The 19,847-nt window shown below is 60.9% G+C and carries 19 protein-coding genes; 5 read left to right on the top strand and 14 right to left on the bottom strand.

Going from position 1 to position 19,847, the window contains the following annotated elements:
• Positions 1-166: 166 nt before the first annotated feature.
• The 6 genes from Q0316_RS07135 to Q0316_RS07110 all read right to left on the bottom strand — a co-directional run bounded on the left by Q0316_RS07135 (position 167) and on the right by Q0316_RS07110 (position 8,777).
• On the bottom strand, positions 167-799 hold the full coding sequence (locus Q0316_RS07135; RefSeq protein WP_298670844.1) for a response regulator transcription factor: 633 nt from the start codon (positions 797-799) through the stop codon (positions 167-169).
• Positions 799-1,863: an ATP-binding protein gene (locus Q0316_RS07130; protein ID WP_298670843.1), complete on the bottom strand. Its 1,065-nt coding sequence runs from the start codon at positions 1,861-1,863 to the stop codon at positions 799-801. The genes Q0316_RS07135 and Q0316_RS07130 overlap by 1 nt, the downstream gene beginning before the upstream one ends.
• A gap of 90 nt (positions 1,864-1,953) precedes the next feature.
• A complete protein-coding gene (locus Q0316_RS07125) occupies positions 1,954-2,652 on the bottom strand; it encodes an MgtC/SapB family protein (RefSeq protein WP_298670841.1) in 699 nt (232 codons plus the stop codon).
• Between the two features lie 87 nt (positions 2,653-2,739).
• A complete protein-coding gene (locus Q0316_RS07120) occupies positions 2,740-4,806 on the bottom strand; it encodes a carbohydrate porin (RefSeq protein WP_298670840.1) in 2,067 nt (688 codons plus the stop codon).
• Between the two features lie 656 nt (positions 4,807-5,462).
• Positions 5,463-8,177, bottom strand: a complete 2,715-nt coding sequence (gene mgtA / locus Q0316_RS07115) for a magnesium-translocating P-type ATPase (protein WP_298670839.1) — start codon at positions 8,175-8,177, stop codon at positions 5,463-5,465.
• Positions 8,178-8,480: 303 nt separating this feature from the next.
• Positions 8,481-8,777: a hypothetical protein gene (locus tag Q0316_RS07110; RefSeq protein WP_298670838.1), complete on the bottom strand. Its 297-nt coding sequence runs from the start codon at positions 8,775-8,777 to the stop codon at positions 8,481-8,483.
• 369 nt (positions 8,778-9,146) lie between these two features.
• Between Q0316_RS07110 and Q0316_RS07105 the strand changes: the two genes are divergently transcribed.
• Both Q0316_RS07105 and Q0316_RS19715 read left to right on the top strand, forming a co-directional pair.
• On the top strand, positions 9,147-9,623 hold the full coding sequence (locus Q0316_RS07105) for a hypothetical protein (protein ID WP_298670837.1): 477 nt from the start codon (positions 9,147-9,149) through the stop codon (positions 9,621-9,623).
• Between the two features lie 145 nt (positions 9,624-9,768).
• The gene (locus Q0316_RS19715; protein WP_367179651.1) at positions 9,769-10,014 is read left to right on the top strand and encodes a PilZ domain-containing protein; all 246 of its coding nucleotides are present in this window, start codon (positions 9,769-9,771) and stop codon (positions 10,012-10,014) included.
• Between the two features lie 531 nt (positions 10,015-10,545).
• On the opposite strand, the gene Q0316_RS07100 is transcribed toward Q0316_RS19715, so the two are convergent.
• From Q0316_RS07100 to Q0316_RS07075, 6 genes are all read right to left on the bottom strand, one after another.
• Positions 10,546-11,247, bottom strand: a complete 702-nt coding sequence (locus Q0316_RS07100) for a VIT family protein (protein WP_287459765.1) — start codon at positions 11,245-11,247, stop codon at positions 10,546-10,548.
• A gap of 30 nt (positions 11,248-11,277) precedes the next feature.
• Positions 11,278-11,985, bottom strand: a complete 708-nt coding sequence (locus Q0316_RS07095; RefSeq protein ID WP_287459763.1) for a cytochrome b/b6 domain-containing protein — start codon at positions 11,983-11,985, stop codon at positions 11,278-11,280.
• 86 nt (positions 11,986-12,071) lie between these two features.
• Positions 12,072-13,406 (bottom strand): HAMP domain-containing sensor histidine kinase, encoded by a 1,335-nt coding sequence (locus Q0316_RS07090; protein WP_298670836.1) that lies wholly within the window; start codon positions 13,404-13,406, stop codon positions 12,072-12,074.
• Positions 13,399-14,085, bottom strand: a complete 687-nt coding sequence (locus Q0316_RS07085) for a response regulator transcription factor (RefSeq protein ID WP_287459759.1) — start codon at positions 14,083-14,085, stop codon at positions 13,399-13,401. Before Q0316_RS07085 ends, Q0316_RS07090 begins: the two co-directional genes overlap by 8 nt.
• Positions 14,066-14,668 (bottom strand): cytochrome b/b6 domain-containing protein, encoded by a 603-nt coding sequence (locus tag Q0316_RS07080; protein ID WP_287459757.1) that lies wholly within the window; start codon positions 14,666-14,668, stop codon positions 14,066-14,068. The genes Q0316_RS07085 and Q0316_RS07080 overlap by 20 nt, the downstream gene beginning before the upstream one ends.
• Before the next feature lie 2 nt (positions 14,669-14,670).
• Positions 14,671-14,952 (bottom strand): PepSY domain-containing protein, encoded by a 282-nt coding sequence (locus tag Q0316_RS07075; RefSeq protein WP_066707254.1) that lies wholly within the window; start codon positions 14,950-14,952, stop codon positions 14,671-14,673.
• 204 nt (positions 14,953-15,156) lie between these two features.
• Here Q0316_RS07075 and Q0316_RS07070 point away from each other — a divergent pair, with 204 nt between their 5' ends.
• From Q0316_RS07070 to Q0316_RS07060, 3 genes are all read left to right on the top strand, one after another.
• Positions 15,157-15,624, top strand: a complete 468-nt coding sequence (locus Q0316_RS07070) for an acyl-ACP desaturase (protein WP_287459754.1) — start codon at positions 15,157-15,159, stop codon at positions 15,622-15,624.
• Positions 15,625-16,247: 623 nt separating this feature from the next.
• Positions 16,248-17,606 (top strand): site-specific integrase, encoded by a 1,359-nt coding sequence (locus tag Q0316_RS07065; RefSeq protein WP_298670828.1) that lies wholly within the window; start codon positions 16,248-16,250, stop codon positions 17,604-17,606.
• Positions 17,603-17,911: a hypothetical protein gene (locus Q0316_RS07060; protein ID WP_298670827.1), complete on the top strand. Its 309-nt coding sequence runs from the start codon at positions 17,603-17,605 to the stop codon at positions 17,909-17,911. Before Q0316_RS07065 ends, Q0316_RS07060 begins: the two co-directional genes overlap by 4 nt.
• A gap of 6 nt (positions 17,912-17,917) precedes the next feature.
• On the opposite strand, the gene Q0316_RS07055 is transcribed toward Q0316_RS07060, so the two are convergent.
• Positions 17,918-19,198, bottom strand: coding sequence for a type II toxin-antitoxin system HipA family toxin (locus tag Q0316_RS07055; protein WP_298670826.1), 1,281 nt, complete (start codon positions 19,196-19,198; stop codon positions 17,918-17,920).
• Positions 19,188-19,523, bottom strand: coding sequence for a helix-turn-helix transcriptional regulator (locus Q0316_RS07050; protein WP_298670825.1), 336 nt, complete (start codon positions 19,521-19,523; stop codon positions 19,188-19,190). The genes Q0316_RS07055 and Q0316_RS07050 overlap by 11 nt, the downstream gene beginning before the upstream one ends.
• Positions 19,524-19,847: the final 324 nt, after the last annotated feature.

The following is a 19,847-nucleotide window of genomic DNA, read 5'->3' as shown; positions in this document are numbered from 1 at the left end:
CTCGCCCTAGAATAGACGGCTGCAGACGCTCATTGGCCGATGATCTTATATAGATTCGATATACCAACGTATCTTCGAAATATACCGTGTTCTGAAAGGTTGGTTGGCACACTCGCGCAGATCGCGCACCAGTTCGCGGCGTAGGGGCTCTCCTCTCAGTTGAGATTCAAACGCCCAAACTGTCCGACATTCTAACAAGGTCAATAATCGTCTTGGCCTGCATCTTCTGCATGAGATGACTACGGCGAACCTTCACCGTGATCTCGCTAACATTCAAATCGGCCGCGATTTGTTTATTGAGAAGGCCCTTTACAACGAGCTTGAAGACGTCTCGTTCGCCGGGCGTCAATGTCTCCCAACGCGCATTCAAATCCAGCGAACGCGCTTCGCTCTCGCGCCTTCGCCGGTCTTTCTCGATCGCTTGTTGGATAGTATCCAGCAGGTCTTGGTCGCGAAACGGCTTGGTCAAGAACTCGAAGGCGCCATTCTTGATGGCGTTCACGCCCATCGTGATGTCCCCATGTCCCGTGATGAATATCGTCGGCAGATGAATGCCGTATTCAGGCATTTGCCGATGAAAATCGATCCCGCTTTGTCCGGGCATTCTCACATCGAGCAGCAGGCAGCCGGGCGCATCCGGGATGGAGCTTTCCAGAAATTCGGCAACCGAGCTATACGAGCGCACCTGTAGCCCAACGGATGCGAGCAAATCTTCGAGCGCGGCGCGAACGGACCGATCGTCATCGATGACATAGACGATGGGCTGCGGCCGCGAATCCGCCGTCGGTTCGTTTTTCATCAGGCTGCCTCCATGTGGCGCGGCAGGCGCACCTCAAATACGGTCCCGCCTCCAGGGACTGGAGCCGCGGAAATCTGTCCGCCATTCGCTTCAACGATCGTCTGACTGATGGTAAGGCCAAGACCCATGCCTCCCTCTTTCGTCGTCCAGAAGGCGTCAAACAGGTGCTCACGAGCTCCCGGCGCCAGGCCGGTGCCGGAATCGGCCACCGCGAGAACGATCGCATCCCGTCCATCCTGCGAGGCGGCAATTCGCAGACGACGCTCGGGCAATGCGCGGTCCGACATCGCCTCGGTCGCATTGAGGACGAGATTGCTGATGACCTGCTGGATCTGGACCCGATCGGCAAAAACGCGAGGTAGGCCGTCATGCAGGTCCAGTTGCAAGGCGACGCCGCCACGCTCGATCTCGCTGCGCGACAAGGTCGCGATTTCCATGACGGCTTCCCTGAGGTCGAATGGTTGTCGGCGCGGCGCCTCGCCCTTCGAGAGGGCGCGAATGCGCGCGATGACTTGGCTTGCCCGGTTGGCATCGCTGACGATGCGGTCAAGCGCGAGGCGGGCCTTGTCGAGATTCGGCGGCTCCTGGGCAAGCCATCGGGTGCACGCGCCGCCGCTGGCGACGACGGCAGCCAGGGGCTGGTTGACCTCGTGCGCGATCGACGCCGACAGTTGACCGAGCGTCGTGACCCGCGCAATTCGCAAAAGCCGATCGCGCGCCTCCAGCGCCTCGGCCTTCGCAGCCACCATCCTTAAACTGAGATAGGTTGTAACGCCGATCGCAACGATACTAATCCCGGTATTGACGATGCCGACCTCGTACGCGCCGGAGTGGGTCAAGAAAAAACTGATCAGGGTCAGCGCGACACAAATGCAAGCGAGGGCCACTACAGCCGTGCCAGACAAGATGCGTGTCGCAACGAGAATGACCGCTGTGTAGAATACGGCCGCTGCGATGGCGTAGTCCGTGACCGTGTCGGCGATAAAAATGCCGGCCATCGCAACGCCCATCGCGATCAACGTCAGCGCCGATCCGGGACGTATATCATTGGCGACCTTGAGCATTGTTCACCTTCTCGATCAACTTACCTACTTCCAATATTCTTCCCTGAAGAATCTACTCCGCCGTGTACCTAGATAACTATTGCTTCCTGGTCACTCGCCCGGCTCGAACCGCCACCGAGCAGATGTTACCAGCGGCTCCAGACTGAGACGACCGATAATCTGTTCCAAAAGGCGATCCTGCCGAGTGTCGGCTCGCACTGTCGCGCTCACCTGGACTCGGTTTGTGTCCTCGATATTCGTGCTTTCGAGGTCGCGGATGTGCAGCGCACCGGCGAGATCGCGAAGAAGAAGCGCCCGAACATGCGCCTCAGCCTCTCCATGGCAGATGATGCTGATTGCATATGCACTGTCCAACTGGCTTGCGGCGAATGACTGGCGCTCAACGAGGCGCACGAGCGGGCGCAGAACTCCGTTGACGGCGATGACGAACGTGGTCGCAATCAATGCATGAAAGAAAAATCCGGCCCCACACAGCGCGCCGATCGCGGCGGAGCACCACAGCGTCGCCGCCGTGTTGAGCCCGCGCACATTCAACCCTTCCTTGAAGATGATGCCGGCGCCCATAAAGCCGATACCGGAAACAATCTGGGCTGCAACGCGCGTCGGGCTCGCCTCGCCGGGAAACAGCCCGGCAAAGAGGACGAAGATGGCCGCGCCGAGCGCGACGAGGGTATTGGTTCGCAGCCCGGCCAGGCGCTGGCGCCATTGCCGCTCGAAGCCGATCAAGCCGCCAAGAAGGAATGCGCCCCCGAGCGTGAGTGCGGTGTGGCCAAGGCTTTGCCAATCCATCTGAATGTGTTCCCATCTCGTTGCGTCGGTCGCGCCCTCCCGACGCGCAAGCCCGCGCTATTGCTGAAATTGCCACTCCATTCGCTGTCAGAATTCGGCGTGGGCGCGAAGCGACAGAATCGAGGCTGGTCCGCGGTCGGCGTTGTAGGCGGGGTTTGCAACAAACTGATAGTCGAAGGTGACGGTGCTCCAGCCGTTGACCCGCAAGGCGTAATACGCCTCGACAATCGACTCGTGGCCGTAGCGCAGTCGCCCATCACCGATCAGCAACCCCGTGCCTCCGGCAGCGAGGAAGTTACGATGTGCACTTGAGAGGCCGTTGACCGCAGCACCGACCCCGATCGTGTCCGCAGGCCGTCCCCATGCAGAACCCTTTAGGGAGAAACCACCGGAAATGCTGCGATCGATGTCCGTGAATGAGAGGATTTCGGTGCGGCCGTCGTTCCAGCTTGCACGGGCGAAAAGCCCGAGGTCAGTTGTCAAAGCCTGTTCGATATTTCCATAAAAGCCGTACTTATTCTGATTACGGCGCAGGGCCGTCATCGCATCGTTGATATCTGTTTGAGGGCTCGCTTGCGCGAGGTTGATAGCGTCGCGATACGCGCCGGTGTAACCACGGTTGATGAAAGCCCCGATCCGAACCTTTCCCGGCTGCCCGAACAGGCTGTGCCGTTCCTCGAATTCGACGGCGCCACCGCCGCCCCCATTGAAGACCAAAACATCACTGTTCGGCTCCCTGGGCACTTGGAAAGCCCCGGCTCGCACAGCCCAATCCTTACGATTCAGCTCGATGACCGCGCCGCGCGTCATGCCGGGAAGGTCGGCGGGGAAGTCATAGGCCCCCGACGACCAGATTGCCCAATTCATGAAATCCGCGCGCGGATCCTTGGCATAGGCATTCGCGTCGAAGAAATCGCCAACCGCGAAACGGCCAACCGTGACGGTGACGCGATCGATGTCGCGTCGCCCCGCCAGTTGCAGGGGGCCGTCTGCGACATCCTCCTGCTCGCCACCAAGACCGAATGTCTGCTGAAGATAGTAGCGCTGTGGCCGAAATTTCGGAAATTCCGCGCCGCCTTTTTGCGCTTCTCCATTTGGAAAGCCTGCGATTCCGAGCGTCCCGTTCAGCCCGAAGCCTTGGGCTAGCTCGGGATTGAAATAGAACGCACCACCGTCCCAAAGCCGCACGCCAAGAAATGCGTCCGCGGTCCACGTCTCACGAACTTGCCCACCACCGGGCAGGCTGGCGCTGGAAGCGTAGGGGGAACGAATCGCGGGATAGCCCTGGGCGATGAATGTGGTCTGGCCATGAATATTCCAGTCCGGCGACATTTCGACAGTTGCCGATGGTCTTGTGAGTGTCGAGGCCACATCGCCCAGTCGGTAGTTCAGGCCAAGCGTGAACCTCTGGGTTCGGGGATGGACGGACACATCGCGCAGTCCGGCACCATCGAGTCGATAGGTCGAGGAAGCCAGATCCAGGTAGTCGTACTGGACGCGCGCCGTCCATGGTCCGCCCAGGGCCATTTCGACACCTGCGCCTGCCGTCCACCCAGCGTGCCAGCGCCCCAGTTTTGACAAAACGCTGCCGTCATCGCCATTGATGTCGACGTTCGTTCGTGCCCAAGCGAGGCCCCCCGTTGCATAGGGGAGGAATGGGCCAAAAGCATAGCCGATCCTGCCACGCACCGTCCCCACGACATCCAGGGATGTGTTGAAGGCAGCCGGTATCCGTCGCGTCTCATCGGGCGGGCTCACAAAAGTGACATCGGCTTCCGCGCCGAGCACCCAACGATCGCTGGCCTGAAAGTTGTAGCCTCCCTGAACGCCGCCGATCATCCCAGTCACCGTAGGCGGCAGGCCAACGGACTGATTCAGGACCGCGTTCGTTCCCGGGCCAAGGCTGCCAGCCCCGAAACCGGTGTGTCCGCCAAAATAGGCGCCCGACCAGTCGGACCCGTCCGATTCCACCTTATTGTCACGCGAGGCCCCCGGTGCCTTCGTTGGCACCGCCAGGATGGGTTGCGGTCCACTAGTGTTGAGCCGTGCCGCATCCGGATGGCCGGGAGTCGTTTGAAGCTCTTGCGCGTGCGCTTTGGTTACCTGAAGAACCGCTACAAGACCGAGCGCCAGCAAGTAGAAAGCGATCACCATCAGTCGGCAAAAAAAAGAACCCGACGACGCCTGAAAACCTTCAGTCCAGTGATGATAGTGAAATTGGGAAGTCCGTGGGTCGTAAAATAAGTCATGGGCCACTCCTGGCGTCGGGTTGCGAGAGCGCCCAGCGCCAATAGCCGCGAGCTGCCCTCCTAGTTTTCTGGTGAAATCAAACGGCGCGAGTTGTTGGTCGCGCCGCGACTAGATGGGTCGTCCATTTGAAGCTCCTTGCTGATCGAAGTCCGGTTCAGGTTCGGGCCTCGTGCTTTGTTTCCACGCAAGCGACCGTCTTGCGCTTGTGTGGCTCACCAACGGGAATGCCGCATTCGCGATATCGCCGCTCTGTTCAACCGTGCGCCGCAACGCAGCAGGAATCTGAGCTTGGAACCGTCCAGCAGGCGGCGACGAGCAAGGTGGACGGCTGCATGCGTCAAGAACATCGCCAAAACCGCCAAAGCCCAGCACACACGTCTGTTCAACCGATTCCGAAGCGACGACCTGGTATCGCCGGGCTCGCGATTGTGGGGCGGACGCGGCACTTGTCGCCTCGGCGGTGGCGGCCCTTGTCGCGGGCAGTCTCCGGACTGCGGCGGCGCAAATCTCAGGATCAACGGTGATGTGGACATGATCAGGACCTCTCATGCGCTTGGCCGTCAGAACCATTGTCCGAACCGGCGGATGTAGACGGTCTTCATCAGTTGAGCGACGAGGCAGTAGCAGAGCAGCGTTCCGGCCAGCCACGGGAAGTAAGCGATAGGCAGGGGCTGCAATCCGATGGCTGCTCCCAGCGGAGAGAACGGCAAATAGATCCCCAGTACGCAGATGACGCTCGACATCAGCAATACCGGCAAAGCCGCTGTGCTGTTGACGAAGGGAATCTTCTGGGTACGCAGCATATGGACCACGAGCGTTTGAGAAAGCAGGCCCTCGATGAACCAGCCCGACTGAAAGAGCGATTGATGCTCCGGGCTATTGGCGGCAAAGACGAACCACATCAGAGCGAACGTCGTGATGTCGAAGATCGAGGACGTCGGCCCGATCCAGATCATGAAACGACCGATGTTCTTGGCATCCCACTTCCGCGGTTTGCTGAGAAACTCCTTGTCCATGTGATCCCAAGGCAGCGCCAATTGGGAAATGTCGTACATCAGGTTTTGCACGAGCAAATGGATCGACAGCATCGGCAGGAACGGAATGAATGCGCTCGCCACCAGCACCGAAAACACGTTTCCGAAATTGGAGCTGGCGGTCATGTTGAGGTATTTCATGATGTTGCCGAAGGTTTCGCGCCCCTTCAGCACACCCTCCTCAAGAACCATCAGGCTCTTCTCGAGCAAGATGATATCGGCCGACTCCTTCGCAATATCGGCGCCGCTATCGACGGAAATGCCGACATCGGCATCGCGCAGCGCCGGGGCGTCATTGATGCCGTCACCGAGAAATCCGACGGTATGACCGTTAGCCTGAAGCGCCTGCAATACACGCGACTTCTGGAGCGGAGTGAGCTTCGCGAAGATCGTCCGTTCCTCGACCAAAACGCGAAGTGCGGTGTCGTCCAATTTTTCTATGTCGCGCCCGAGTACGGCTTGGCCCGGTTCAAGCCCTACTTCACGGCAGATCTTGGCACTCACGACCGCATTGTCGCCCGTAAGAACCTTGACCTTGACGCCATGCTCCGCGAGCGCAGCGATTGCTGGTCCAGCCGTCTCCTTTGGCGGGTCGAGAAAAGTAAGGAACCCCTGAATCGTGAGATCGGCTTCGTCCGCGATGGCATAATGCGTCTTGGTGTCGGACGGCACAAACCCTCGGGTGGCGACGACCAGCACACGGAATCCGTCCTCGTTGTACGCCCGAGCCATCGCAGCCAGATTCTTGCGCTCAACGTCACCAAGGCGGATCAGATCTTTGCCGCTTCTGACGTGCGTAGAGATCGACAGCATCTCCTCAACCGCGCCCTTGCAGATGAGCAATTGATCTCCGTCCTCGCCCTCGACGACCACTGAGAGTCGGCGGCGCACGAAGTCGAACGGAAGTTCATCGACTTTCCGGTAGCACGCGGCCGTGTTCGTGATGGCTGGCTCCGCCCCGGCGAATCGCACGACGGCCTGATCCATCAGGTTCTTCACGCCGCTCTGGTGGTAGCTGTTCAACCAGCCCAGCCGGAGAACGTCAGTGTTGGGTTGCCCGGTAACGTCGACGTGGTGCTCCAGAATGATCTTGTCCTGAGTCAACGTGCCGGTCTTGTCCGTGCAGAGAACATCCATCGCGCCGAAGTTCTGAATGGCGTTGAGTCGCTTCACGACGACTTTGCGACGCGCCATCGCAACGGCGCCCTTCGCGAGGTTCGAGGAAACGATCATCGGCAGCATTTCGGGGGTAAGTCCGACGGCGACGGTAAGGCCGAACAACAGCGCTTCCACCCAGTCGCCTTTGGTCAGGCCGTTGATGACAAAGACGACAGGAACCATGACGAGCATGAAGCGGATGAGCAGCCAGCTCACACTGTTGATGCCGCGATCGAACGCCGTTTGAGCGCGCGATCCGACGATCGCCTTGGCCAACGATCCGAAATAGGTACGAGCACCCGTGGCAACGACAAGCGCGGTCGCCGTGCCGCTCACGACGTTGGTGCCCATGAAGCAGACGTTGGGCATGTCGAGCGCGTTCATTTCGCTGGACGCTACGCTCGCCGCGGACTTCTCGGCGACAGATCCGAGCGTGTCATACTTCTCAACGGGGATGGCCTCGCCGGTGAGCACTGCCTGGCTCACAAACAGATCGCGGGATTCGATCAGCCTCACGTCTGCCGGGATCATATCCCCTGCTGAAAGACGCACGATGTCGCCGGCGACGATCTCTCGCATCGGGATTTCGAATGCTTCGGGATTTGACGTTGCCGATCCTCGACGAAGAACCGTCGCCGTCGTGCGGACCATCGCCTTCAGAGCTTCGGCCGCAGCGCTCGATCGGTACTCCTGAATGAAGCGCATCAAGGCGCTGGCAAGCACCATCACGATGATGATGGTGACTTTTGTCGGATCCGCATCCTCGCCATGTTGAAGCGGAAGCCAGATGTCCGTTACGGCGCTGATCCCAGCCAGGATCAGCAACACTGCAATGAACGGATTCTTGAAAGCGCCAAAAAATTGAACAACCGCTGGCGGGCGTCGCTCTTGCGCAACCTCATTGGGGCCGTCTTTTGCCAGCCGTTCGATCGCATCTCGGGCAATCAGGCCGTTGCGGGCGCCTTTGACGTTTTCGAAGGTGTCGTCCAACCCATTCTGGGCTTCACGGACCGCCTTCATCGACAGCTTGCGTTCGTCTTTTCCGCGCGGCTTGAGAGCCGCCTTGAGGATGGGGGCATTCATTGGATGAATCTCCTGCCGCAAGCGCCAAGACCATGCGCTTCTCGGCACGGTCTTCGGCGCTTGGGGTCTTGGTCGGCTGAGGGGGTAATGACACCGATGGGTCTTCACGACGCTCGGCATTCGGACCGCGCTTGAGCAGCGCAGCCGCTCTTCACCAGGGAGGGTCCGCACCTTCGCGCGGCCGGGCGATTCTGCGCGAGTACGGATTGCCCCCCCGGCGGGGGTGAAGCCCGTCCAGGCCGGCGGACACCAGAACCATCGCCGTGCTGGCCTTATGCAGCGTGAGGGAATGCATCACACGCCTCACGCCGCAAAGCGACCATGCTGGTAAACAGTAAGCAGGAGTCCGGCGCGCTCGATCAATCGGCGCAACCCGCCGCCCGTGTCTGGTTCGGCGTCAAGCATCCAGATGCATTCGAGTCGACCGGTCTCGCCATTGACACGCCACGCCGCGACCAGTCGAATCCGGTTCGTGCGGGGAGACTTCGTGAAGGGACGGTCACGCTCGCATCGCGGGTCGGCGAATGCGGGATTGTGTTTCGGCGAGGCGATCCGCGAAACGCGGAGCGAAGCCGGCAGAGTAAAAAATTGGAGAGTCATGTCTCACCTCCGTGACGAGCCGCTCGGCCGTCACAGGCGAGACTGATGATTCAGACTCGCGAGAACGACCTGAGCGGCACGCTTGCTCGACTACTGTCGCTTGGCATTGCTCGTTGATCCTCATGCGTCGGCAGCGGGTTGGAGCCGCTAGATGACATTGGCTGGATATCACCGTCATTCCTTGAGTGACAGTGTCTTGGGGGGTTGGTCCGATATACAAAATAATATCCGAGATATACCATCGTATATCGTAAAGTCTTCGGCGATAACTACCTGCGCAATATCAAGCCGCTTAGACTCACCGGACACGGGCGCGTCGACTTCAATAGCGATGTGATCGCTCTGATTTATTTCGATCCGAGGTCTAGTGTGGGTATCGATATGGTTCTTGTCGAGCGCATCGTCGCGCGAAGCCCTCGTCTTCGGCGATTGCTTTATTCGTTGTCCTTAACCTTTCTGAAAGCGGCGTTTCGGTTTCGCCGCACGGGCTTGGATGCCTTTGCCCGACCGACATTGCGTTTATCGCAGTGTCTCTTTCGTACTGCCTCTTCGCGGATACGACGTCGTTATGCAGCCGAGCCGAAAATGACGTCGGACTCGCGCTTTGTGCTCCGTCGCCTTTCTCTCAAACTTTTGATCGTGCTGATCTTTGCCGTTGCTCAAAGCCCGCTGCCCTGGGGGTTCGGGAAAGCGCTTACGATGATGCTGTTTATGAGCGCGGCTATCAGTTGTGCCTTGGCCCTCATGAACCACCAACGATTCAGATTGGGAGTCTTGAGCTACTGGGACGAATCTTTGGCCTTTGTCCTGCTCGGCCAAACCGCGCGGATGGTGTTTCTACGTTGAAGTATTGCGAGTGCGCTATGCCGGGGGCTCTCGTCTTCAAAATACTCGCCAATAACCTGCCACGCGACACGGGAATCGCGAAGGTGGCCGTCGAGGCGAGACGCGGGGCAGCGACAACCGCCTGCGGCGTCGTTTGGTGTTAGTTATGACGGAGCGTCGCACCAATCGCCGTCGCCGCACGCTGTTGACGGGGAAGATCATTCTCAATCAGCGATCGTCCGTGATAAGTTGCGTTGTCCGAAACTTGTCGGACACAGGCGCCTGCCTCGAAGTTCCTGCTGCCCTGAACATTCCGGATGCCTTCGAGCTGAAAATAGAACCTGGCGGCGCTTGCTCGCAGTGTCGAATAGTCTGGCGGAGCGCTACGCGCATCGGCGTGGCGTTCGATTGACTCAAAGTTAGAACGCGCCTTCACTTTCAAGGGCGAGTGTAAAGGCGCTGGCCCGAATTGCTGCCGCGCGCACGGCGCTGCAGGCGTGCCGGCTGATATGGCCGGACGGCGGGCTACAGAAATAACAAGGACAATGTGTGGGGGAAAGAGCCAATCTCACAAGGAGAATGGCGCCCCGCGCCAGATAAACATAACGAATACATCTCGCCGTTTGCCCTACGATAAAGTCGCCGTCGGACGCCGGTTGCCGCCGCCCGCAGCGCTATTCCGCCGCGGATCGTTCGCTGGGCGTTGGACAGTCCATTCTCAGCCGGACAGGTCGGGTTACTCAATCGCATTTCGGTCGTTGGCTTCCGACCAGACCTCAGCCGCTCCCATCTCATCCAAGAGGTGTCCGGCCCCTCCGAGGCTGCCGGCCACGCTGTTCGCAGCGGACAATCAGCATAGCGATGCAATTTAAGCCATTCAGGGCGATGACTAAAATTTCCTGAAACCGGTCATTGATCGTGTAACGGCCCGAGCGCCTACAAATCACACAGCAGTACCAACCAAGCGGCCGATACCCGCGGTCAGTGCCATCGCCAGCGCGCCCCAGAAAGTGACACGGATCGTCGCGACCCAAACCGGAGCGCCGCCGGTCCGGGCGCCGACCGCTCCTAAGAGGGCGAGGAACAGCAGTGAAGCGATTGCCTCGATCACGATCAACAGGCCGGCGGGCGCGAACACCACCAACGCGAGCGGGAGCACTGCACCAGCGGAAAAGGTCGCCGCTGATGTAAGTGCCGCCTGGATTGGGCGGGCAACCGTCATGTCCGAAATCCCGAGTTCGTCATGCGCATGGGCCGCCAAGGCATCCTTGGACATCAGCTGACGCGCGACCGCGTCGGCCGTAGTGCGATCCACGCCTCGTGCGACATAGATCGCCGCGAGCTCATCGATCTCGGCATCCACATCGCCCACCAGCTCCGCCCGCTCCCGGGCAAGTTCGGCCTTTTCGGTGTCGGACTGCGAACTGACGGAGACGTATTCACCCGCCGCCATCGACATAGCGCCGGCGACCAGCCCGGCCGTGCCGGCAATCAAAATGTCCGAGGGCTTGGCAGCCGCCGCGGCGACGCCGATGATGAGGCTCGCCGTGGAAACGATACCGTCATTGGCGCCGAGCACGGCGGCCCTCAGCCAGCCGATTCTGGAGACAAGGTGGCGTTCTCTGTGAAATGCTAGACGAGTCAACGTGCGTTTCCTCTTCGATCGGCTTTTGGGTTAATCACGATCGCCACGATCGAAGCCCTCGCCAGCTTCGGCGCGAACGCCCGGTGTATATGCCGCAGGATCCGCCGCCATGATGGAATAGGCAGCGAGGCCGACCGCAATACCTGCCACAGGCACAGCCAATGGCATCGGCGGATGCGCGTCGGCAACGTCGGGGTGCAGGTCGGCGCGCTTCCGGCCAGTGATGAACGCAGTGATGAGGTTCTCCCGCGTCAGCATCGACATCGCAATCACGGCGAACACGTGCACCGCGACCAACGCGAGCAAGGCGTTGGCAAACGCTTCATGCAGCCCTTCGCCAGCGTCGCCGTTTGTCCGTACCCCGGAATATATGACTGATGCTACGACCGTGAGCAGAGCAATGACTGCGATCCCACCCAGCGGGTTGTGGCCGACCGATCGATGTCGAACAGATGAGGTCAGCGACGTCAGATGATGTCCGATTTGCCAAGGTTTGAGAAATTGAGCGAAGCGCGCGTGCTCACCGCCCACAAAACCCCAGACGACCCGGAACACGATGAGGATGGCGGCGACCCAGCCCGCCGTGACGTGCCATGATGCGAGCGCACTTTCTTCCTCGGCCGACAAAAAGGCGACGAGGACTGTCGCTACAAGCAACCAGTGGAAGATGCGGATTGGAAGGTCCCAAACTCGTATCGTTCTCGAGGTCGTAGGCGTCGCTGCTGCGGTGTTGTCCATGATCGTCTCCTTCCCGAGACGTCACTGCACCTCAGTCCTGACGAATGCCTGACGGGTCGGCGCAGGCAGATCGGTGCGTCTCAGAATCAGGGCGCGAGATTGAGCTGGACGCGAAACAGAGCACCACCACCCGCCGCGTTTTCGACGGTGACCGTTCCGCCATGCGCCTCAGCCAGCCGCTGAACGATGCCGAGCCCAAGTCCCGCTCCGTCAGAGCTGCGGCGATCCTTGCGCCAGAAGCGGTCGAAGACGTGAGGAAGGTCGACCTCCGCGATCCCCGGCCCGTAATCACGGACTGCCAGCTGTGGGCCGGGTCCCGCGGTCACGTCGATGGGCGTGACGCCGGGCGCGTGTGACAGCGCGTTGTCGATCAGGTTGCGATAGATGCGAAAGATCGCTTCGGGGTGCCCCATCGCCGCGGTGTCCCCGAAGCTCTCGAAGCGGAGATCACGCTGCGCGGCGAACACCTTGGGCGCCATCGCGGCCACGACGTCTCGGCCGATGTCGGCGAGATCGACGGCCACGTGGCCATCCACGGCCAGCGCGTCGGCCTGGGCGAGATCGAGCATCTGTTCGACAAGGCGGGTCAGGTGTCGCGCATCGGCTCGCAGTTCGTCCCGCTGCCTGCCTGCGGGGAGCCGGTCGAGCGATAGTTGCATGATCGACAACGGCGTGCGCAGCTCATGCGCGGCGTTGGCGGTGAACTCCCGCAGGGTCGCCATCGCTGCATCGAGCCGGCCGAGCGCCCGATTGACGGCACTGACGAGCGTATTGACCTCTCGCGGCTCACTCGGCTCGGAAAGGCGAAGCAGGGTGTTGTCGGGTTTCAGCGCGTCCACTTCGCGCTCGGCATGGCGAAGCGGTTGGAGCACGCGGCGGACGGCGAAGGCGTTGAACAGCAACAGCAACAGCGACAGCGGGATCAGCGGCAGCATTACGTGCTGGATGATTTCGTTCACGATCACCGGCACATAGGGGCGGATGCCGTCGCCCTCGAACTGCATCGCCAGCCATCGCCGCTCGTTGCCGCGATCGATCGCGCGAACGCCCGATATCCGATAGCCGCCAGGAACCTGTTCGCGCCGCGTCCAGTCGACCAGGGTCGAAGCGCCGTCGATCCCGGTTTCCCCTACCCGCCGGAGTTCGGGCGATCCCGGTTCGACATAGCGCGCGGACCAGGATTCGGCCCCCGGCGGTCCGGCCAGCAGGTCGGGTGACAGCACGCCGCCTGCCTGAGCCTTTGCCGCTTCAAGCGTCAGCAGTTCCTGCGCGAGCGATTCGGGCTGGCGACTGTAGGTGAACACGACGATCCCGACGTCGAGCGCTGCGAACAGCAGCGTGAACGCCGCCAGACGCGCCGCGATCTGTCGGAACAGCGTAGGGGGCCGTCGCCCCGGCCGGACGGTGCCCGTCCTACTCACGGGATACGCTCGGCGCGAACAGTGCATAGCCGACGCCGTGCACGGTGCGGACCTGCACGTCCGCCCCGGCGGCCGTCAGGCGCTTGCGCAGCCGCGATACCGCTGCTTCCAACGCGTTGGGCGTCACCTCGGCATCCATCGCATAAAGCGTGTTCTCAAGCGCCGGCTTGGCGACGACGTGTCCGGCGCGGCGGAGCAGAACCTCGAGCAGGTTGATCTCCCGCGGCGTCGCGTCGATCGCTGCGCCGCCCACCTCGGCCGACCGCGAGGCACAATCGAGCACGACGTTGCCCGCGGCGAGCTGGGTGCCGAGCGACGCCCCGGGCCGTCGCAGCAGGGCACGGCACCGCGCCGCGAGTTCCGGGATCTGGAACGGTTTCACCAGATAGTCGTCGGCGCCCGCGTCCAGTCCGGTGACGCGATCGTCGAGGCCGCTCCGCGCGGTCAGGACAAGGATCGGCGTCGCATTCTTGTCTCGGCGGGAGCGGCGGACGATGTCCAGGCCGTCTCCGTCGGGCAGACCGAGGTCGACCAGCAGCAGATCATATGTCGCCACCTTCATCGCCAGATCGGCGTCCTCGACGGTCTCGACCCAATCGACCGCAAAACCCTGGGGGATCAGACCCTCGCGAACGAGGCTGCCGAGCCGGGCGTTGTCCTCAATCAGGAGCAGGCGCATGGTCGATGTCGGTCCCCGTTGGTGCGCGTTTGTAGCCGGTGACCATCGCCAGCGGCAGGTTTTCGCGGTGCCGCACGCTTTCAACGATCGCGCCGATGACATGCAACGCCACCGCGCCGATCAGAACATTGGCAGCGGTTTCGTGCAACGTCTCCACCCAGCCTACACCCCAGAACCGGTCGAGCCCCATCATCCATCCGCTGGTACCCACCGTCGCCAGCAGGACAAGAAGGACGACGATCATCGCACCTCCGGCCGGGTTGTGCCCGATGTAGCGCGGCTCGCGCCGGGCGGCCATCGCGCGGAAATAGCGCAGCAACTCGAACGGGCTGGGCACGAAGCTGGCGAACCGGGCGTGACGCCGGCCGATGACGCCCCAGATCAGCCGGATCGCCAGCGCCGTGACGACTGCGTAGCCGACATAGATATGCGGCGTTTCCTCGTGCTTCAGGAACGTCAGGTTGGCGATGACGCCTCCGGCCACGGTCCAGTGGAAGAGGCGGACGATCGGGTCCCAGACCTTGACCCTGCCGCGGCTGCGAGCAGGGTCTTGGGAAGGAGCCGCTGGAGCGACGTGGTCCATCGTCAATCGACGTTGTTCTGAACGACCGCACCGTTCACCGGGTTAAAATAGACCTCGGCGCGCTTGCCGTCCTTGGTGTGGGCGTAGATCTCGTAACAGCTGCCGGACACCTGGAAGACCTTGACGTCGCGATAGCCCATCTTGGCGACGCGGCCTTTCATCTGTGCCGGTGTCATCCATTTGGCCTGGGGTGCCTTCGTGCAGACGGGTGACGCCATCGCCATCGGCGCGGCTGCAACGGCGGCGAGAAAGGCTGCAACCTTCAGGGGGGCAAATCGGATCATCGAACGAACTCCTGTCAGAGGCGGGATAGCCTCGATGGCCCGGAGATCGCAGGAGCGCCTGACCGAAACCTGACGGCGCAGCGAGTTTTTCCGACGTCTTGAAAATGCGTTTCTGTCAGCCTGTCAGGTCGCCGTCAGGACCCGGGTCGATAGCGGGGCAGCCGCATTTCCGGCGGCAATGGAGAACTGACCATGATAAAGTCCTTGATCGTCGCCGCCGCTAGTGCCGCGACCATTTTCGCCGTCAGCGTGACCGCCGCGCCGTCGGCGCCGACCCGTCCGCTGGCCGCCAGCACGCGAGCGAACCTCGAAGCCGCAATGCACGGGGAGGCCTATGCCAACCTGAAGTATCTGCGGTATGCCGAGCAGGCGCAGGCGGCGGGCAAGCCCGAACTCGCCAAGCTCTTCCGCGCGTCGGCCAACGTCGAGGCCAACGAGCATTTCGATCGCGAAGCGCAGGCGTTGCGGCTCGGCAGCACCAATAGCGTGAACCTCGAGGACGCCATGAAGGGCGAGCACTACGAGAATGTCACGATGTACGTGAATTTCGCCAAGGAGGCGGAGGCGGCCGGCGACACCAAGGTGGCGCAGATGTTCCGCCAGATCGCGGTCGACGAGGGCACGCATTACGCCGCTTACAAGGCTGCCCTGGCAAAGCTCCCCCGTCGCTGAGCCAGCCGCAGGCGCCGGCCCGTCTATGCCCCCCGGCGGGCCGGCGCACGATCCAGCTATCAATATGTTTCGCGGATGAGCACCGCGCCGCCTTAGCCCATTCCGATCGGAGCCTCTTCCTGAATGAACGACCGGTTTCGCGGCGGAGCCAACGTGAACGAAAGTCCGATTTTTCGTTCGATCTCCCGAAGGTCGGCATTCTAATAGCGGCCAGAGTTTCGTGTTCAGGAAGTCAAAAAAATCCGCTCTTAAACACCGGGTTATGGCGGCGGCGAGTTGCTTCGTCGAAACGTCGGGACTCTGCCCACAAACCGACGTTGGACGGAGGGGCGACGTAGCGAATTCTGCAACGAACGCTACGCAAATTCCGCATCTGGCCGCCGCTGGCCGCTATCGCTGCGATCAGGATGTTGGCGCGCCCGACACGATTCGAACGTGTGGCCTCCACCTTCGGAGGGATATGGTCAGCGCCATAGGTTAGCGCAACCGCGCTGCCCCGTGCAATACGCTGAAACTAAACACGAATCTCGCCAAGCAGATCAGACCAGTGAGGTGCGCTTTGTCGCTCCTCGTTCCCGGCGCTTCCTTGGCGCGTTCGCCAAGGAAAAGGCCGGTCACAACACATGCCAAAACTTACAAAACGTACTGCGGATTCCGCCAAAGCGCGGGAGAAAGATTACTTCATCTGGGACGACGAACTGCCTGGTCTGGGGCTTCGGGTCTATACCTCAGGCAAGCGTAGCTACGTCATTCATTACAGGTTCGCCGGCCGCTCCCGCCGATTCACGATCGGGCTACACGGATTCTGGACGCCGGAGCTTGCACGACAGGAGGCGAGGGTCCTCTTCGGCAAGATAGCGGGCGGTGAAGATCCGTCGGACCAGCGGCAGCTTAATCACAAAGCAATCACGATTAAGGAGCTGTGCGAACTCTATCTCGAGGACCTGAACGCCGGCTTGATCATGGGAAAAGGCGGACGACCGAAGAAGCCGACAACCGTCCTCAGCGACATCGGTCGAATCCACCGTCACATCATCCCGCTGGTCGGGACGCGACGGGTGAAGGACCTCACCAAAGCGGATATCAATAAGGTCTTGAAAGATGTGATCGCTGGCAAAACCAATTGCAGCTTCAAGACAGGAAAGCTGCGGGGCAAATCCATCGTGCGAGGCGGTGCGGGAGCTGCCTCGCGTACCGTTGGACTTCTCAGCGGTATACTGACCTATGCTATCGAGGCGGGAATCATAGAAACAAATCCCGCGCACGGGGTTCGACGGCCAAAAGATAACGTACGAACCCGACGCCTCGGTGACGCCGAGTATCGAGAGCTCGGCTCTATCCTCCAGGCGGCAAGCAAGAACGACAAGTACCGGATGACCGTGGATATCATTCGGCAACTCGCGCTCACTGGATGTCGTCGATCTGAGATGGTGGCGCTTCGCTGGGAAGATGTCGACATTGAGTCAAGCTGTTTGCGCCTCGCTGACAGCAAGGAGGGAGCATCCGTCCGTCCGATTGGTCTGTCCGTGGTGGAGTACCTGGAAGAGCGGAACTCGGAGATCTCAAGGACCTATGTTTTCCCAGGTGGTGCGGAGGACAACGCGTTCGGCAGCTTTCCCAATCATTGGGAGAAGATTTTCCAGAGTACGACCTTGGCAGATGTCACGCCGCATGTCCTTCGTCATAGTTTTGCGAGCCTGGCTAATGACCTGGGCTTTACGGAGACCACGATCGCAGCGTTGATCGGGCACTCTCGGGGCACCGTCACAAGCAAATATATTCATACCTTGGACGCGGCGTTGATCATGGCGGCCGATACGATCTCTGGATATATTGAAGGGCTTCTTGATGGCGTAGAATTTAAGCAGACGTCCTATGCGCTCGACCGTGGCGCCAGGAAGGCTACGTTAGCTCGGTTCTTAAAGAAGATGAGCAGCACACCAGAAGATGGTCTGATAGCTGAGGAGGATTTGGCGGCATGACTCAGGATCGACACTCTCGCTCTGAAACCCGCCAGCGCCTTGGCAGCATGCTGGCCGAACAGAGCCGCCGCATCGGCCTGACCAACGAGGACATCGACGCGCTTGAGCAGACCCGAGATAGGACGCCCGCCGAACCCCTTTCGTTCGAGGAGCAAGTTCTCACACGTCTTGATGAGGACTTCGTCCAACGTTCCGAGCAGTCCGTCGTCGCTATGCCCGCTGCTTTGCTAGATCGGGCGACGGTGCTGACGCAACGCATGGAAGTCGACCTTGACGCGGAGATCGAAGGGGACGTCACGCTCTAGCAATGCTTAGCGAGCAAGGTTGCTCAGAGTTTCGGGCGCGCCATCGAAAGCGAAGGGATTTAGGAATTGTCGTCGCCAGAACAATTCTCTGTCGACGACGCTCAATGTGGCCTCGTCGCACACCGCCTGCCATTGCTCCTTGATGGTCGAGATCTGCGCCGCAGCGATCGCGGTCGCTTCGTCGCGAGACAAAATGAAGCTCGGCGCGGCATCCAGGCATACCGCGATCTGGCTGAAGCGCCGGTCGCCGTCGATCAACATGGCCTGGCTGGCTTCTCGACCGGTGCGGCCTTGCGGACAGATATCGTAGGCCGGTGTCAGCGACAGCGCACTGCCGTTCCAGAACGCAGCATGATTGCGTGCATGGTCATCGGTATTGCCGCACAGGATGTTGAACACGAGGCGGGAGAACAGCTCCCGCAATGTTGGCTTGGGATCGGTGAAACGATGCCGGATGATCGTCGCTAGCTCCTGATAGCTGGCATAGCGCGCCATCATCTCGTCGAGGCCGAGAAGAGTGAGAGCTGAGACCATCGCGAAGCGCTCCCAGCTGGCGTCAATTTTCCTGCGATCGAAGCGCCGGATCAGCAACACGTCCTTGCCCGCCACATGCGCCAGCCTGACGGGCGCCGCATCGAGGCCGACCAGCGCCGCCAACCGCATCGCGATGAACTCCGCCTTTACGACGCTGTAGACGTCGGTCTGCGAAGAGAATTTGGCGATGTACTTCTCGTCGCCGTCATCGATCAGAGCCTTCGGCCGAGCGCCGCCGATCGAGCTGCCGTGCAGCAGGGCGGCGTCCAGTTCCGGCGTCAGCGGGACACCTTCTTCCACCAGCCGCGCGGCGTTCAGCAATTCCCCCAGCGGCGCGGCGGATGCAGAGCGCGGCACATATTTCGAGGCCGATATCTGGAAGTCGAGCGCACCAACCCTGTCGGACCCTGATTCCAGCAGGTAGGTGAGTTCATCGAGATCGGCTGTGTCGGCTGCGCCGGCCTTTGCTCCCAACCGTCGATTGATGATGACGCGGCGGCCCCAGGCATCCGGCGCGGCATCACGCAGGCAATTGGGCATCGACAGTCCCGCCGGGAGCGGCAGGACGCCCGCACGCAAGGGAAGCTCTGGCTCGTAGAGCGAGATCGCGTCTTCGCGGGCGAGATAGCTGCGGCCGTAGTTAAACAGGAAGTTGCTGCCCTCGCGGGCGAGGCGACCCGCGACCACAGGCTGCGTCTGTCCCGGCAACCAAGACCATACATACGCCTCCGCATAGCGCTGTTCAGAAGTCATCCTTCACCTTTCCCGAGGGGCGCACTGATTTGGGCAGCAAGGCGAGCGTGGCATTGTTCGCGGACAGATGAGCCGCCATCGTCGGTTGATCGGCATCGAACAGGCGCACCCCGACAATGGCGGCGGTCTCGAATACCGCGCCGATTGCGGAGCCGGGGTCGCCGCGCTCGATTCTCTGAACGAGACCGCGGGAGATCCCCGCGCGGTCCGCGAGCTCCTGGGTGGTCAGCTTCCGCTCGATCCGCGCGCGCCGGATCATCTGGGCCAGCAGCTTCAGCGCGTCGCGGCTGTAGGAGGAATAGGCCCTTGTTTCTGGCTTTGCCATTGATCTGGTCCATAAATGGCCCGCAAATTGATTTCACGGCCCATTAATGGATCATTATAGGCGGGCCGTCGACTGTAGCAACCCACGCATTGCGAATTGGTTCATAAACAGCTCATATGTCATTTATATGGTCTACGGATGGACCATCGTCAGGCGCGGGGGCCTACGAAAAGGTTCACTCTCAGCTACTCGGAAGGTCGGGGATATTGCCCCGCCTCCTTTGCCTGCCACGAGGCGGAGCCCATCGACTAGAAAGGCCAAAGGCCCATTTGGCACTTTCTTCCAAAAAATATATAATGATATCAATAAATTATACGATTAGTG

Source organism: uncultured Sphingomonas sp. (assembly GCF_937871615.1).
Lineage (GTDB): Bacteria > Pseudomonadota > Alphaproteobacteria > Sphingomonadales > Sphingomonadaceae > Sphingomonas.
The sequence above is the reverse complement of the archived record's forward strand: the minus strand, read 5'-3'. Positions and strand labels throughout refer to the sequence as shown.

Excerpts from the sequence above, each read along its gene's own strand:
- Q0316_RS07135 (WP_298670844.1), bottom strand. The coding sequence starts at position 799 with ATGAAAAACGAACCGACGGCGGATTCGCGGCCGCAGCCCATCGTCTAT.
- Q0316_RS07130 (WP_298670843.1), bottom strand. The coding sequence starts at position 1,863 with ATGCTCAAGGTCGCCAATGATATACGTCCCGGATCGGCGCTGACGTTG.
- Q0316_RS07125 (WP_298670841.1), bottom strand. The coding sequence starts at position 2,652 with ATGGATTGGCAAAGCCTTGGCCACACCGCACTCACGCTCGGGGGCGCA.
- Q0316_RS07120 (WP_298670840.1), bottom strand. The coding sequence starts at position 4,806 with ATGGTGATCGCTTTCTACTTGCTGGCGCTCGGTCTTGTAGCGGTTCTT.
- mgtA (WP_298670839.1), bottom strand. The coding sequence starts at position 8,177 with ATGAATGCCCCCATCCTCAAGGCGGCTCTCAAGCCGCGCGGAAAAGAC.
- Q0316_RS07110 (WP_298670838.1), bottom strand. The coding sequence starts at position 8,777 with ATGACTCTCCAATTTTTTACTCTGCCGGCTTCGCTCCGCGTTTCGCGG.
- Q0316_RS19715 (WP_367179651.1), top strand. The coding sequence starts at position 9,769 with ATGACGGAGCGTCGCACCAATCGCCGTCGCCGCACGCTGTTGACGGGG.
- Q0316_RS07095 (WP_287459763.1), bottom strand. The coding sequence starts at position 11,985 with ATGGACAACACCGCAGCAGCGACGCCTACGACCTCGAGAACGATACGA.
- Q0316_RS07085 (WP_287459759.1), bottom strand. The coding sequence starts at position 14,085 with ATGCGCCTGCTCCTGATTGAGGACAACGCCCGGCTCGGCAGCCTCGTT.
- Q0316_RS07080 (WP_287459757.1), bottom strand. The coding sequence starts at position 14,668 with ATGGACCACGTCGCTCCAGCGGCTCCTTCCCAAGACCCTGCTCGCAGC.
- Q0316_RS07075 (WP_066707254.1), bottom strand. The coding sequence starts at position 14,952 with ATGATCCGATTTGCCCCCCTGAAGGTTGCAGCCTTTCTCGCCGCCGTT.
- Q0316_RS07065 (WP_298670828.1), top strand. The coding sequence starts at position 16,248 with ATGCCAAAACTTACAAAACGTACTGCGGATTCCGCCAAAGCGCGGGAG.
- Q0316_RS07060 (WP_298670827.1), top strand. The coding sequence starts at position 17,603 with ATGACTCAGGATCGACACTCTCGCTCTGAAACCCGCCAGCGCCTTGGC.
- Q0316_RS07055 (WP_298670826.1), bottom strand. The coding sequence starts at position 19,198 with ATGACTTCTGAACAGCGCTATGCGGAGGCGTATGTATGGTCTTGGTTG.
- Q0316_RS07050 (WP_298670825.1), bottom strand. The coding sequence starts at position 19,523 with ATGGCAAAGCCAGAAACAAGGGCCTATTCCTCCTACAGCCGCGACGCG.